Here is a 15,041-nt window from a genome sequence, read left to right on the forward strand (position 1 = left end):
CAGGACCGATCCGCGCGACGTAGGGTGCCCAGATGATTCGCAGAGCCAGCTTGGTCCTTGTTTCGTTGACCCTCGTCCTCTCCGGTTGCGGCACGGACGACGACTCGCCCTCCGGGAAGGAATCCGACATGACACCCGATGAGGCCTACGCGGCACTCGAGAAGGTCAGCCTCGACCTCCTGAACGAGGTCGCCCAGCCCGGCACCATCGAGAAGGGCGAGCAGGGCCGCCCCGTGCCCTGCGGAGGTCCGGGCGGCAACGAGCGGAACAAGATCAAGTTCAGCTACTCGGCCACGGCCTCTGCCGCCGATCCGGCCACGGTCATGGAGTCGGCACGCACGACGCTCACCGGCCGCGGTCTCGAGGTCGCCGGACCCGACTCGACCGCAGTCGGCGATCAGCTGTCCTTCAGCGGAGATGCCTTCACCGCCGGTCTGACGCTGCGCAAGAACGGGCTTCTCGAGGCCGGCGGCGAGACCGCGTGCCTGGACGACCCCGACCAGTGACCCGATGACCGACCACTTCAGCCTCGACGTCGACCCGGAGTCTCTCCGGGCCGCTGGTCGACGCCTGAAGCGGATCGTGACCATGCTCGACGAGCGGGCACCCAAGGTGGTCGCCACACCCGACCAGATCGGCGACCAGTGGACCGGCCCACCGGCCAGCAAGGTGAAGTCCGAGATGACCACGCTCGGCGAGACGCTCACCAGCGCGAGGCCCAAGGTGAAGAGCGCCATGCGGGCCGCCAACCACCTGGCCACCCTCTACGACGACGCCCTCGAGCAGCTCCCCTCGCTGAACAGGCGATGGGCGGAGACCGTCGCCGACCACAAGGCGGCACTCGCCCAGGCCAGCTCGGACCAGGCCAAGGCGGTCAAGGAGGCAACCAGGTCCGGTGAGATCGACATCGCCGACGAGGTCCGCATCCGGAAGATCAACGGCGGACAGACCCGGGCCGCCGCGTCGGCCATGTCGGCGGCACAGGCCAGGCTGACCACGGAGTTCGAGGACCTGCAGGCCGACCTCCGACGCGACACCCGCGATGCTGCCCGGGAGTTCCGCGAGAATCTCCTCGTGAAGGCGCCGGCGCTGGATCCGAACGGCCCGATCTCCAACCGGGGCAGGGTCCTGTCCCTCACCCAGTGGCGCGCGCAGGCGAAGGAAGCGCTTCTCACCGACCTGCCCCTCACCGACGGTCACTACGACGCGGTGGCCGAGGAGGAGGAGTGGCGAAACGCCCTCAAGACCCATGGCCTCGAAGTCCCCGCCGACTTCGACAAGGAGCACGGCAAGGAGCTGGTGGCGGCGCTGGACGACAAGCTCGCCGAGCTGGAGGGGCTCGACGACAAGGCCCGCTCCGAGGCAATCACCAAGTGGGCCTCGGGCCTCGACCCCACCGACCTGTCCCTCCTGGCCATCCTCGACGCCGAGCGCGTCGGCAACCTCGACGGAATTCCCAACCAGGCGCGCTACGCCGCAAACCGGGTCAACCTGACCGCCGGGATCGAGGCCGAGAAGGAGCAGCTCGCCAAGTACTGGGACCCGCCACCCGGCAAGGACGATGACGGGTGGGCCGAGTACACCCGTCTCAACGGCCGCATCGACATGCTCGAGGAGCTCCTCTCGGGCAAGGCCGACTACGTCGACCCGGACACCGGCGCCAAGGTGCAGCGGCCCTATCAGACGCTGGTCTTCGTGCCACCGACGTACGACGGCGACAAGGTCACCGACGACGGCAGGCTGGCTGCGGTGATGGGCAACCTGGACAAGGCCAAGTACGTCGGCACAGTGGTTCCCGGCATCACGAACCGGATCGACAACTTCGACGCCACGCTCGACAAGGCGATCAACACCCACGAGATGGCCCCCGACAGCGCCACCATCGCCTGGCTGGGCTACGACACTCCCGAGTTCAAGGACGCTTCGTCGACCGAGAAGGCCGAGATCGGTGGGGCGAACCTGAAGAGCTTCACCGACGGGCTGGTCCGGGCCGAGGGGTCGGAACTCTCGATCATGGCCCACAGCTACGGCACCCTGGTCACCTCGAAGGCGCTCCAGGCGGGGATGCGCCCCGACCGGGTCGTGCTCTTCGGCTCCCCCGGGCTCGGCGAGAACATCAATACCAGGGACGACCTCGGCATCCCCGACGACATCCCGATCTACGCCCTCCGTGCCCCCGGCGACCCGGTCTCCATCACTGCCGGCCACGGCACGGACCCGGTCGACATGGAAGGCATCATCCGGCTGGACACGGACTGGTCGGGTCCGGAGGACGTGACCGGTCACTCGCAGTACACCAACAGGAAGACGCAGTCCCTGATCAACATCGCCGGGGTGCTCCAGGGCTGGACGGTGCGCCCCGACGGTTACAACGGCCCGGGCAACTTCCTGGTCGAGGGCGGCAACCCGCTCGACGAGGACGGACTGGCCGGCCCCTACAACGAGAACCTCCGCGCCCTGGTCGACGAGCTCCAGGCCGAGGTCCCCAACGAGAACCTCGAGCGCTTCGTGTCGCACCTCGAGACCAGGCTGCAGAACATCGTCGAGGGCGGCACGAAGCCCGGCTTCGATGACATCCCGGAGCTGACCGACCTGATCCGGACGGCGATGAGCGACTCGCAGCTCGGCGAGCACCTCACCGAGCAGGAGCTCGAGCAGGCGCTCATCGACGCCGGGTTCGCCGACAAGACGGGAGACCTGGTCGGCGACATCGTGCGCGACAAGGTCGGTGACTTCGACCAGCTCGACGACCTCAGCATTCCGATCACCATCCCGCTCCCCGGACCCGGCCCCTTCGGCGGGCCGTTCACGTTCAACCTGAACGTGCCCGACGGTGCCAACGAGCATCTCGCCGACATCCTGGGCAACGTCACCGACAGTGGCCTGACCAAGCTGAGCGAGCTCGCCGTGAACGTTCTCCCTGGCATGGAGGGCCTCCTCGACACCGCTGACGTCATCTACACCGCGGTCGACGGCGTCAAGAAGACCATCACCCTCGTCAAGTCCACGCCGGCCATTCTCAGGACGGCCCTCCACCTCACCACGGAGAAGGCGAAGGACGAGGTGATCGAGACGATCGCCGAGCTGACCGTCGGGACCCTCACCACCGTGGACCACGTGGTCGAGGGAGGTCGCAACGTGATCGAAGGCGGACGAGAGGCGCTCGACGACGGTCGTGAAGCCCTGGAGGACGTGGGCGAGAGCATCAGCAAGAGCAAGCTCAACCCGGGCAACTGGCATCTCTGACCGAGGAGGCAACGATGGCGACACGCATGACCGAAGAGGCGGCACGGGTGGTGCGCACCCGGTTCAGCTCGACCAGCCAGTCACTGAACGGCGCCGCGCTCGACCTGCGCGCGCTGCAGGAGGAGATCTCGTCCGGCGCCGGGGAGTTCCGCCCGGAGATCTCCGACGACGCGGGAAACTTCCAGCGGTCCTGGCGAAGCGTCCTGGAGATCCTGAGCGACAGCTCGGCGGTCATCGCCGGCAACACCAACGCCCAGTACCTCGACCTGACCGACGTCGACAACGGCAGTTGACCTGTCGCCAGTTCAAGTCGATCCGTCGCCAGTTCAAGTCGACCCGTCGCCAGTTCATCCCGAACAGGGAACATTCGCGACGGGTCGATCGAAACTCACGACGGGTCGACCGAAACTGGCGACAGGTCGACCGAAACTGGCGACGGGTCGATCGGAACTGGCGACGGGTCAGTGTTCGTCGTACGCGGCGAGGATGCGGTCGGCGGCCTCGGGCGCGGCCATGTCGCCGGCCAGCACCGCGGTGCGTACGTCGTCGCGCACGGCGGCCACACCCGGTGAGCGTCGCAGGCGCTCGGCGAGCTCATCGCGCACCAGTGCCCAGGTGAAGTCGAGCTGCTGGTCGGCACGCTTGCGGGCCAGGCCCTTCTCGCCGAGGTGCTCGCGGTGGTCGAGGATGCGCTGCCAGACGTCGTCGACGCCGATGTTCGTCAGGCCGGAGCAGGTCACCACCGGAGGCGCCCACTCCCCCTTGCCCTGCACCAGGCGCATCGCGCCGGCCAGCTCGCGGGCCGCGACCCGGGCCTCGCTCTCCCCCGCGTTGTGACCGCCCGCGTCGTCGGCCTTGTTGACCGCGATGACGTCCGCGATCTCGAGGATGCCCTTCTTGATGCCCTGCAGCTGGTCGCCGGTGCGGGCCAGGGTGAGGAACAGGAAGGTGTCGACCATGCCGGCCACGGTCACCTCGGACTGGCCGACACCGACGGTCTCGACGAGCACGACGTCGTGTCCAGCCGCCTCGAGGATGATCATCGCCTGCGTCGTCGCGCGGGCCACGCCACCGAGGGTGCCCGCCGACGGCGACGGACGGATGTAGGCGCCGGGGCTGGCCGAGAGCCGCGCCATCCGGGTCTTGTCGCCGAGCACCGAGCCGCCGGTGCGCACCGACGACGGGTCCACGGCGAGGACGCCGACCTTGCTCCCGGCCTCGACCAGGGTCATGCCGAGCGCCTCGATGAAGGTCGACTTGCCGACGCCGGGCACGCCAGAGATGCCGACCCGCACTGCCCCACCGGAGTCGGGGGTCAGCTCGGCGAGCAGCTCGCGCGCGGCCACCCGGTGGTCGGGGCGCGACGACTCGACCAGGGTGATCGCCCGCGACACCGCGGCACGCTGCCCCTCACGGACGCCTGCGACGAGCGCGGGTACGTCGACCTGCCGGCGAGACATCAGTGGGAGAGCTTCTCCAGCAGGTCGATCGCGGACTCCGCGATGACCGTGCCGGGGAGGAACACGGCGGCCGCGCCCATCTCCTTGAGGGTCTCCACGTCGTCGGGCGGGATGACCCCGCCGATGACGATCATGATGTCGGGACGCCCGAGGTCCGCCAGTGCCTGCTTGAGGGCAGGCAGCAGCGTGAGGTGGCCCGCGGCGAGCGAGGACACACCGACGATGTGCACGTCGGCGTCCACGGCCTGCTGCGCGACCTCCTCGGGCGTGGAGAACAGCGGGCCCACGTCGACGTCGAACCCCATGTCGGCGAAGGCGGTGACCACGACCTTCTGCCCGCGGTCGTGGCCATCCTGGCCCATCTTCGCGACGAGGATGCGGGGGCGACGGCCCTCGTCCTCCTCGAACTTCTCGGTCGCGGCGACGACCGCGTCGACCGCGGAGTTGCCGCCCTCGGAGGCTTCGGACCTGTACACACCGCTGATCGTACGGATCACGGCCTGGTGCCGGCCGTAGACCTTCTCGAGAGCCTCGGAGATCTCGCCCACGGTGGCCTTCGCACGAGCCGCGTCAACGGCCAGGGCGAGCAGGTTGCCGTCGAGCGAGCCCTTGCTGGCACCCCGCTCGGCCGAGTTCGTCAGGGCCTCCAGCGAACGGCGTACGTCGTCGTCGTTGCGCTCGGCACGGAGCCGCTCGAGCTTGGCGATCTGCTGCTTGTAGACGTCGTCGTTGTCGACCCTGAGGACGTCGAGCTGGTCCTCGGCGGCGAGCCGGTAGGTGTTGACCCCGATCAGCTTCTGCGCGCCCGAGTCGATGCGGGCCTGGGTGCGGGCCGCCGCCTCCTCGATGCGCATCTTCGGGATGCCCTGCTCGATCGCGGCCGCCATGCCACCGGCCTTCTCGGCCTCCTGGATGTGCTTCCAGGCGCGCTCGGCAAGGTCGTGCGTGAGCCGCTCGACGTAGTAGGAACCGGCCCACGGGTCGATGATCTCGGTGGTCCGCGACTCCTGCTGCAGCAGCAGCTGGGTGTTGCGGGCGATGCGGGCCGAGAAGTCGGTCGGCAGCGCGATCGCCTCGTCGAGGGCGTTGGTGTGCAGCGACTGGGTGTGGCCCTGGGTCGCGGCCATCGCCTCGATCGCGGTGCGCTGCACGTTGTTGAAGACGTCCTGTGCGGTCAGCGACCAGCCGGAGGTCTGCGAGTGCGTGCGCAGGCTCAGCGACTTCGGGTTGGCCGGGTCGAACTGGCGCACCAGGCGGGCCCACAGGGCACGCGCGGCACGCATCTTCGCGACCTCCATGAAGAAGTTCGTGCCGATCGCCCAGAAGAAGCTGAGCCGCGGCGCGAACTGGTCGATCGTCATACCGGTCTCGAGGCCCGCGCGGATGTATTCCACACCGTCGGCCAGCGTGTAGGCGAGCTCGAGGTCGTTCGTCGCCCCGGCTTCCTGGATGTGGTAGCCGGAGATGGAGATCGAGTTGAAGCGCGGCATCTTCGCCGAGGTGTAGCTGAAGATGTCGGAGATGATCCGCATCGACGGCGCCGGCGGGTAGATGTAGGTGTTGCGGACCATGAACTCCTTGAGGATGTCGTTCTGGATGGTCCCCGCGAGCTGTTCCGGCTTCACCCCCTGCTCCTCGGCGGCGGCGATGTAGAGCGCCAGCACGGGCAGCACGGCACCGTTCATGGTCATCGACACCGACATCGTGTCGAGCGGGATGCCGTCGAAGAGGGTGCGGGTGTCGTAGATCGAGTCGATCGCCACACCGGCCATGCCGACGTCGCCGCGCACCCGCGGGTGGTCGGAGTCGTAGCCGCGGTGCGTGGCCAGGTCGAACGCGACGCTGAGGCCCTTCTGCCCGGCCGCGAGGTTGCGGCGGTAGAACGCGTTGGACTCCTCGGCGGTCGAGAAGCCGGCGTACTGGCGGACCGTCCACGGCTGGGTGGTGTACATCGTCGGGTAGGGCCCGCGCAGGAACGGGCTCAGGCCGGGCCACGTGTCGAGGGCGTCGAGGCCCTCGAGGTGCTCGGGGCCGTAGACCGGCAGCACCGGGATGCCCTCGGGGCTCTGCCAGGGCTCGGCGGCGCTCTCGGTCCGTTGGTCTCGAGACGGTTGCTGCGCAACCTCCTCAACCAGCGGCAGGCCAGCGAAGCTCTTCGGGACGGTGCTCATGCGAGGTGCTCCCTCGTGGTGTTCAGGAAGGTGAGTGCGTCCACACCGACCGCGGCCGAATCGTCAACCAGGTCTGGGGAAACGGTCTTGTCGCCGGCCTTGCCGGCCAGCACCACGTGACGCGCACCGGCCTCGCGCAACTTGGCGACCAGGTCGGCACCCCACTCGGCGTACGTCGGGTCGGCGCCGGCCAGGCAGACCACCGGCTGGCCGTCGTACGCCGCGAGCACGGCGTCGACGCCGTCGGTGGCACCGGCCACGACCACACTGATGCCACCCGCGGCGAACAGGTTGCTGGCGAACGTGGCGCGGGCGGTGTGCGAGGCGACGCTGCCCATCGTGGCCAGGAAGACCGGAGTCGCGGCGGGCTCGTCGCGCAGGGCCTCGAACGGCGCACCGTAGCGGCGTACGGCGTCCATGGCCGGGTGCCCCGGACGCTCGGGCAGGGCCTCGCCGAGGTTCGGAAACTCGCTGATGCCGGTCAACGGGCGGGTGCGGTGGGCGATCTGGTCGTCACGCTCGGCCACCACCGCGTCGATCCGCGACTGGAACGAGCCGTCCTCGAGCGCGGCCAGGATTCCGCCCGCCTCCTCGATGCGGCCGAACTCCGCCCAGGCCGCCTCGGCCAGGTCGTCGGTCAGCTTCTCGACGGCGTAGGAGCCACCGGCCGGGTCGACGACCTTGGCGACGTGGGACTCGGAGATCAGCAGTGACCCGGTGTTGCGGGCGATCCGGCGACCGAACGCGTCGGGGATGCCGAGGGCGGAGTCGAACGGCAGCACCGTCACGGCGTCCGCGCCACCGACACCGGCGGCGAACGAGGCCACCGTGGTGCGCAGCATGTTCACCCACGGGTCGTACTTGCTCATCATCGGGCGCGAGGTGACGGCGTGCTGGCGCTGGCCGTCGCCTTGGTCGGCGGGGGCCAGGCCGCTCAGCTCCGCCACGCGCGACCAGAGGCGGCGAGCCGCCCGGAACTTCGCGATGGTCGGGAACTGCTCGTCGGTGGCCGCATAGCGGAACTCCACCAGGCGCAGCGCATCGGCCACCGAGCGGCCGTTCGCGGTCAGGTGGCGGAGGTAGGTCGCGCCGACGGCGAGGCTGTAGGCCAGCTCCTGCGCGTCGGAGGCACCGAGGTCGTGCACGGCGGTCGCGTCGACGACGACGCCCAGGGCACCGATCTCCTCGGCCTTGGCGGCCACCAGGTCGAGCACGTCGAGCGAGATGGCGCCTTCACCGCGCACCTGCGCGGCGATCGGGTCGGCGGCCAGGTTCGTGCCCTCGGCCGGGGTGACGCCGCGGTCGGCGTAGAGCGCGGCCAGCGCCTCCGCGGCGGCGAACGGGTCCTCGGCGGCGTCGAGCACCACGGGGGCCAGGTCGATGAACACGCCCTCCAGTGCGGCCTCGAGGTCCGCCGGCGCGAGCGTCGTACCGACCTCGAGCCACAGGGACGTCGAGCCGTTCTCCAGGTCGACCAGCGCCGCCTCGTTCAGGGCCTTCGCGTCCAGACCGAAGAGGTAGGGGCGGATGTCCCAGCCGATCTCGGGCCGTGCGGCCAGGCGGCCGCGGGTGAAGGGAGCCGCGCCGGGTACGCCGGTCGGGGCGAGGCCGGCGACCGAGTCGAGGGTGCCGATCGGTGCGACCGAGATGCCGTCGAGGGTCCGCCGCGCGAGCTTCTCCCAGACGGCGGCGTCGGGGGCGTCGTCGGCAAGCTTGCGGGTCTTGCGCAGCACGGCCGCGGTGCTCTTCTCCCAGTCCGCGGCGGAGTGCTGGTCCTCGGGACCAGCCAGGGCGAGGCGGTCCGGATCAGGGCCAGATGTCATGGTCCGCACAATAGGGAACCCACAGCCTGACGGCCACTCGATGTGAGATCTCCCATCAACTGGACAGTAACTGCCCTCGGGTACCTGGCCGACGTCCGCAGGCCACCCCGTGTTCGCGTCGCGTTGTCCAGGACCGGTCACGATCGACCCATGGAACCTCAGCGGATCTCCATCGTCACCGAGTCGTTCTACCCCGCCGTGGACGGCACGACGCGCACCACCAAGCAGGTGGTGGACCGGCTGGTCGACCTCGGTCACCAGGTTCAGATCATCGCGCCCGGCCCCGGGCTGGCCACCTACCGCTCGTCGCCGGTGGCCCGGATCCGCCCCCTCGACAAGCCCGGTCGCCAGGTGGCCGCCGCGCTCGCCGGCTTCGGCCCCGACCTGGTGCACGGGGCCTCCCCGGGCATCCTCGGCCGCAAGGCGCTCAAGCACGCCCAGCTCCAGGACCGGCCGACCATCGTCGTGCAGCAGTCGCCGGTGCCGGCCCTCACCGCGGAGCACTGGCTGCGTACCGTCCACGCCCGCGCCGACCAGGTGGTCGTGACCTGCGAGTGGATGCGCGCCCGCCTCGGCGTGCTCGGCGTCGAGGCCCCGGTGTGGGCGCCGGGCGTCGACGTGGCCGCGTGGAGTCCCACCCTGCGCGACTCCTACCTGCACGACCGCTGGTCGCGCCGCACGGTCGAGCCGGTCCCCCGGGTGGTCGTCGGGTACGTCGGCAGCCTGCACAAGCGCCACGGCGTACGCCGACTGGCCGAGCTGGCCTCCCTGCCCGGGATCCGGCTGGTCGTCATCGGCGACGGACCGCAACGCCACTGGCTGGAGACCCACCTGCCCGACGCGAAGTTCACCGGCGCCGTCGAGCCCGGCGACCTGGTCACCGCAATGGCTTCCCTCGACGTGCTGGTGCACCCCGGGGAGTTCGAGACCTGTTCCCACGCGTTGCGCGAGGCGGCCGCGTCCGGCGTACCGCTCGTCGCCCCTCGTTCCGGTGGCGCCCTCGACGTGCTGCGCCACCTCGAGACCGGCCTGTTCCACGACCCCACCTCCGCCACCGGATTCCGTGAGGCCGTCGCCAGCCTCGCCGCCGACACCCGACGCGGCCTGCTGGGAGCCCGTGGCCGCGAGCTCGCGGTGCAGCGCAGCTGGGTCGACGCGGTCGACGAGCTGCTGGCCGAGCAGTACGGGTGGTCTCGAGACGGTCGCCGCGCGACCTCCTCGACCAACGGGCGTGGGAGGGGCGTCCGCGTCGCCTGACCTGCACTCGGGCAGGATTCAGCCATGGCCGGTGCACACAGCTCTCACTCGAAACGCAGCTCCGGACCCGGACACGGGCACGGGCACTCGCACGGTGGCCCGGTGCCGGACGTCGCGGTGGGGGTGCTCCCCCGGCTGCTGCTCCTGGGCCTGCTCGGACTCGTGGCCCTGGGCACCGTGGCCGGGCTCTTCGCCCTGTGGCCCGGGGACGGCGACCGCCCCGAGGCCGTGCAGTACTCCGCGGCCGGCACCACGTTCCCGCAGGCGACGGTGGTCTCGGTCAGCGACCCGTGCCCCGTCATCGTGGCCGACCCCTCGTTGCCACCCGGCGAGAACGAGTCGTTCCCCGAGCACTGCAACGAGCTGACCGCCTCGGTCGACGGCGCCGACGTCGTGATCCAGGTGCCGCCGTACGTCGCGAAGTCCGGCCTCGAGAAGGGCGACAAGGTCAAGCTGGCCAAGACCCCGAGGGAGGGTGCCGAACCGACGTACGGCTGGGTCGGTGCCGAGCGCAACTTCCCGCTGGGCGCGATGGCGCTGGCCTTCGTGCTCGTGGTCGCGATCGTGGCCAGGCTGCGCGGAGTGATGGCCCTGCTCGGCCTGGTCTTCGCCGGGTTCGTGGTCGCCAAGTTCATGCTGCCCGCACTGCTCGAAGGCGGTTCCGGGATCGGGGTCGCGCTGGTCGGCTCGAGCGCGATCATGTTCGTCGTCCTCTACCTGACCCACGGGGTGTCGATCCGCACCAGCACCGCCCTGGCCGGCACGTTGAGCGGCATCGCGATCATCACGCTGCTCGGCCTGTGGGGCGTCGATGCGGCCCGGCTGAGCGGCGTCGCCGACGAGACGAACGCATACCTCATGCTCAACGCACCGGACTTGAACTTCCAGGGGCTGCTGACCTGCGCCGTGATCATCGCCGGCCTCGGCGTGCTCAACGACGTGACGATCACGCAGTCGTCCGCGGTGTGGGAGCTGCGGGCCGCGGCACCCGGCATGACGCGGACGCAGCTGTTCACCAGCGGCATGCGGATCGGCCGCGACCACATCGCCTCCACGATCTACACGATCGTGTTCGCCTACGCCGGCACGGCGCTGGCGGTGCTGATGCTGCTCTCGCTCTACGACCGGCCGCTGATGGACACGTTGTACGACGAGAGCATCGCCGCCGAGGTGGTCCGCACCCTGGCCTCGGCAATCGGTCTCGTGCTGGCCGTGCCCGCGACCACGGCGATCGCCGCGCTGACCGTGTCAGGCCCGGTCGACTCCGAGCCTGTTGAGCCCGGCTAGAGGGAAATGCTGATCAGGACAGTCGCCGTACGACGGCCGCGGAGCCCGGCTGGCTGCCCCAGGTCCGGGAGCCGGACACACCGGCTCGTTCCTCGCCGGCACTCGACCAACGAAGTGGGTTTCGGTGGTCGAGTAGCGAGCGTCAGCGAGCGTATCGAGACCCAACCCCTCAGGGCTCGACGCGGCCGTCGTTGTCCTTGTTGCGGAGGCCGATCTTGTCGCCCAGCCACACCAGCGGGTCGAACTTGCGGTCGACGACGCGCTCCTTCATCGGGATGATCGCGTTGTCGGTGATCTTGATGCCCTCGGGGCAGACCTCGGTGCAGCACTTGGTGATGTTGCACATGCCGATGCCGGCCGCCTCCTGGGCGAGGGCCCGCCGGTCGTGGGTGTCGAGCGGGTGCATGTCGAGCTCGGCGTACCGGAGGAAGAACCGCGGCCCGGCGAAGGCCTGCTTGTTGTCCTCGTGGTCACGAATGACGTGGCAGGTGTCCTGGCACAGGAAGCACTCGATGCACTTGCGGAACTCCTGGCCGCGCTCGACGTCGACCTGCATCATGCGGCGCTTGTTGTCTGCGTCGCGCGGGCCGAGCTCGACGCCGGGCAGCTCGCGGGCCTTCTCGTAGTTGAACGAGACGTCGGTGACCAGGTCGCGGATCACCGGGAACGCCCGCATCGGGGTGACCGTGATCGTCTCGGACTCGTCGAAGTCGGAGAGCCGGGTCATGCACATCAGCCGGGGGCGGCCGTTGATCTCGGCGCTGCAGGACCCGCACTTGCCGGCCTTGCAGTTCCACCGGACGGCGAGGTCGCCGGCCTGGGTCGCCTGCAGCCGGTGGATCGCGTCGAGCACGACCTCGCCGGTCTCGACGGAGACCGTGTAGTCCCCGAGGTCGCCGCCGCCGCTGTCGCCGCGCCACACGCGCATCTTGAGGTCGTAGCTCATGACTGCTTCCCTTCCTCGGGGGTCTCGACAGGTTCGACCGACGGAGCTTTGGGCTCCCCGGCAGCTGGCGGCTCCTCGAAGAACGTCCGCAGCTCTGCGGGCATCTCCGGCAACGGCTTCTCGTGCAGGTCGACCCCGGAACCGTCGGCGTCGAGCGTCACCACCAGGTTCTTCGTGCCCCACACGGGGTCGGGTCCGGGAAAGTCGTCGCGGGTGTGTCCGCCGCGGGACTCCTCCCTTGCCAGGGCCGCCTTGGCGATGGACTCGCTGACCAGCAGCATGTTGCGCAGGTCGAGCGAGAGGTGCCAGCCAGGGTTGTACTGGCGGTGTCCTTCGACGACCATCCGGCTGGCCCGCTGCTTGAACTCCTCGATCGCGCCGAGCGAGGCGCTCAGCTCCTCGGCGGTGCGGATGATGCCGACGAGGTCGTTCATCGACTGCTGCAGGTCGTGCTGGATGGTGTAGGGGTTCTCCCCGCCTCCCTGGGCGTCGGCGGCGACGTCGAACGGCGCCAGGGCGCTGGCCTCCGCGGCCTTCACGTCGACCGGGTCGATCGCGGGTGGTGCGCTGGCCGTCGAGACGGCGTACGCCGCAGCGCTCTCGCCGGCGCGCCGGCCGAAGACCAGCAGGTCGGAGAGCGAGTTGCCGCCGAGCCGGTTCGACCCGTGCATGCCACCGGAGCACTCGCCCACGGCGTACAGGCCGGTGACGGCGCTCAGCTCGGTGTCGGCGTCGACCTCCACACCGCCCATCACGTAGTGGCAGGTGGGCCCGATCTCCATCGGCTCTGCCGTGATGTCGACGTCGGCCAGCTCCTTGAACTGGTGGTACATCGACGGGAGCCGGCGGCGGATGAACTCAGGGCTGCGCCGCGACGCGATGTCGAGGTAGATGCCACCGTGCGGGGTGCCGCGGCCGGCCTTGATCTCGGAGTTGATCGCGCGGGCCACCTCGTCGCGTGGCAGGAGCTCGGGTGGGCGCCGGTTGTTCTTCTTGTCGTCGTACCAGCGATCGGCCTCCTCGATCGTGTCGGCCGTCTCCGCCCTGAAGAACTCGGGGATGTAGTCGAACATGAAGCGGGTGCCCTCGGAGTTCTTGAGGATGCCGCCGTCGCCGCGGACCGACTCGGTGACCAGCAGGCCCTTCACCGACGGCGGCCAGACCATGCCGGTCGGGTGGAACTGCACGAACTCCATGTTGATCAGGCTGGCGCCGGCCCGCAGCGCCAGGGCGTGGCCGTCGCCGGTGTACTCCCAGGAGTTCGAGGTGACCTTGAACGACTTGCCGATGCCCCCGGTCGCGAGGACCACGCTGGGTGCCTCGAAGGTGACGAAGCGGCCGGTCTCGCGCCAGTAGCCGAAGGCCCCGGCGACCCGGTCGCCGTCCTTGAGGATGTCGGTGACGGTGCACTCCATGAACACCTCGATGCCGAGGGCCACCGCTCGCTGCTGGAGGGTGCGGATCATCTCGAGGCCGGTGCGGTCCCCGACGTGCGCCAGGCGCGCGTACTTGTGGCCGCCGAAGTCGCGCTGGGAGATCAGCCCGTCGTCGGTGCGGTCGAAGAGTGCGCCCCAGTCCTCGAGCTCCATCACCCGCTCGGGTGCCTCCTGCGCGTGCAGCTGGGCCATCCGCCAGTTGTTGAGCATCTTGCCGCCGCGCATGGTGTCGCGGAAGTGCACCTGCCAGTTGTCGTCGGGGTAGACGTTGCCCATCGACGCGGCGATGCCGCCCTCGGCCATCACGGTGTGGGCCTTGCCGAGCAGCGACTTGCACACGATCGCCACCCTGGCGCCGGCGTCGTGGGCCGCGATGGCCGCCCGCAGCCCGGCGCCGCCCGCGCCGAGCACCACCACGTCGAAGGTGTGGTGCTCCATCCCCCCTCGGGAACTGCCCGACATCTCGTTGCCGGTCATCGGGTGCCGCGTTCCCTCGTGTGCCGAGCCCATCAGAAGAACCTCACGTCGTCGATCGTCCCGGTCGCCAGCAGGTAGACGTAGAGGTCCACCAGCGCGACCGAGAAGAGGGAGTACCACGCGAACTTCGCGTGACTGCCGTTCAACCGGGACACCCAGGTCCACAGCTTGTAGCGCACCGGATGCTTCGAGAAATGTCTCAACCGGCCGCCGACCGCGTGGCGGCACGAGTGGCACGACAGGGTGTAGAGCCAGATCAGCGCGACGTTCACGATCATCAGCAGGGTGCCGAGGCCCATGTGGCCCCACTCGTGGTCCTCGTTGCGGAACGCGAGCACCGTGTCGTAGGTGAGGACGACGGCGACCACCATGGCGGCGTACCAGAACCAACGGTGCAGGTTGTTGAGGATCAGCGGCAGCCGGGTCTCGCCGGAGTAGGACTTGTGCGGCTCGGCGACGGCGCACGCGGGCGGCGAGAGCCAGAACGCCCGGTAGTAGGCCTTGCGGTAGTAGTAGCAGGTCATCCGGAAGCCGAGCGGGAAGATCAGGATGATCAGGGCGGCCGAGAGCGGGAACGCCCGGAACGGCTGGCCGAAGTCGGACGCACCGTCGACGCAGTCACCCAGGCAGGGAGAGTAGAACGGCGAGAGGTACGGCGAGGCGTAGTAGTCGGAGCCCATGAACGCCCGCCAGGTGGCGTAGATGACGAACGCGGTGAACACGATGAACGTGGCCAGCGGGGCGAGCCACCATCTGTCCTCGCGCAGTGTCTTCTCTTCGATACGCGCCCTGGTGGGCCCAGTCACCCCTGCGTCGGTCGACGCCATCGCCACCTCCGAGTTCATGTTCTGAATGACCATGGCAGGAAGTCGCGTCGAGTGGAAGGGGCCGCGCGCAAAGAACGAACCGACCCGGCAAAAGTTCCAACCCACGAGTAA

The 15,041-nt window shown here is 69.5% G+C and carries 11 protein-coding genes; 5 read left to right on the forward strand and 6 right to left on the reverse strand.

The window, feature by feature from the left end; genetic code table 11:
• Nucleotides 1–128 precede the first annotated feature (128 nt).
• The 3 genes from ASD30_RS07225 to ASD30_RS07235 are packed head-to-tail and all read left to right on the forward strand — an operon-like array spanning nucleotide 129 to nucleotide 3,539.
• Nucleotides 129–506 carry a hypothetical protein gene (locus tag ASD30_RS07225; protein WP_156388830.1) on the forward strand — a complete coding sequence of 126 codons (378 nt, stop codon included), beginning with the start codon at nucleotides 129–131 and terminating at the stop codon, nucleotides 504–506.
• A 4-nt stretch (nucleotides 507–510) separates the two neighbouring features.
• Nucleotides 511–3,246 (forward strand): alpha/beta hydrolase, encoded by a 2,736-nt coding sequence (locus ASD30_RS07230; protein WP_056678828.1) that lies wholly within the window; start codon nucleotides 511–513, stop codon nucleotides 3,244–3,246.
• Between the two features lie 14 nt (nucleotides 3,247–3,260).
• Nucleotides 3,261–3,539, forward strand: coding sequence for a hypothetical protein (locus ASD30_RS07235; protein WP_056678831.1), 279 nt, complete (start codon nucleotides 3,261–3,263; stop codon nucleotides 3,537–3,539).
• A 168-nt stretch (nucleotides 3,540–3,707) separates the two neighbouring features.
• Here ASD30_RS07235 and meaB read toward each other — a convergent pair whose 3' ends face one another.
• From meaB to ASD30_RS07250, 3 genes are read right to left on the reverse strand one after another with little or no spacing between them, the layout of a single operon-like run.
• Nucleotides 3,708–4,706 (reverse strand): methylmalonyl Co-A mutase-associated GTPase MeaB, encoded by a 999-nt coding sequence (gene meaB, locus ASD30_RS07240; protein WP_056678834.1) that lies wholly within the window; start codon nucleotides 4,704–4,706, stop codon nucleotides 3,708–3,710.
• A complete protein-coding gene (gene scpA, locus ASD30_RS07245; RefSeq protein ID WP_082563609.1) occupies nucleotides 4,706–6,877 on the reverse strand; it encodes a methylmalonyl-CoA mutase in 2,172 nt (723 codons plus the stop codon). Before scpA ends, meaB begins: the two co-directional genes overlap by 1 nt.
• Complete coding sequence (locus ASD30_RS07250) at nucleotides 6,874–8,700, reverse strand: methylmalonyl-CoA mutase subunit beta (protein ID WP_056678837.1); 1,827 nt, start codon at nucleotides 8,698–8,700, stop codon at nucleotides 6,874–6,876. The genes scpA and ASD30_RS07250 overlap by 4 nt, the downstream gene beginning before the upstream one ends.
• Nucleotides 8,701–8,850: 150 nt before the next feature.
• On the opposite strand from ASD30_RS07250, the gene ASD30_RS07255 reads away from it, so the two are divergent.
• Nucleotides 8,851–9,957 (forward strand): glycosyltransferase, encoded by a 1,107-nt coding sequence (locus tag ASD30_RS07255; protein ID WP_082563610.1) that lies wholly within the window; start codon nucleotides 8,851–8,853, stop codon nucleotides 9,955–9,957.
• Nucleotides 9,958–10,059: 102 nt separating this feature from the next.
• Entirely contained in the window at nucleotides 10,060–11,244 is a 1,185-nt protein-coding gene (locus ASD30_RS07260; RefSeq protein ID WP_235530187.1) for a YibE/F family protein, read from the forward strand.
• 169 nt (nucleotides 11,245–11,413) lie between these two features.
• Here ASD30_RS07260 and ASD30_RS07265 read toward each other — a convergent pair whose 3' ends face one another.
• Genes ASD30_RS07265 through ASD30_RS07275 form a run of 3 tightly spaced genes read right to left on the reverse strand, consistent with a single transcriptional unit; the run spans nucleotide 11,414 to nucleotide 14,963 of the window.
• Complete coding sequence (locus ASD30_RS07265) at nucleotides 11,414–12,190, reverse strand: succinate dehydrogenase/fumarate reductase iron-sulfur subunit (RefSeq protein ID WP_056678840.1); 777 nt, start codon at nucleotides 12,188–12,190, stop codon at nucleotides 11,414–11,416.
• Nucleotides 12,187–14,136: a fumarate reductase/succinate dehydrogenase flavoprotein subunit gene (locus ASD30_RS07270; RefSeq protein ID WP_235532526.1), complete on the reverse strand. Its 1,950-nt coding sequence runs from the start codon at nucleotides 14,134–14,136 to the stop codon at nucleotides 12,187–12,189. Before ASD30_RS07270 ends, ASD30_RS07265 begins: the two co-directional genes overlap by 4 nt.
• On the reverse strand, nucleotides 14,136–14,963 hold the full coding sequence (locus tag ASD30_RS07275; protein WP_235530185.1) for a hypothetical protein: 828 nt from the start codon (nucleotides 14,961–14,963) through the stop codon (nucleotides 14,136–14,138). Before ASD30_RS07275 ends, ASD30_RS07270 begins: the two co-directional genes overlap by 1 nt.
• Nucleotides 14,964–15,041: the final 78 nt, after the last annotated feature.

The organism is Nocardioides sp. Root140, from assembly GCF_001426745.1.
Lineage (GTDB): Bacteria > Actinomycetota > Actinomycetes > Propionibacteriales > Nocardioidaceae > Nocardioides.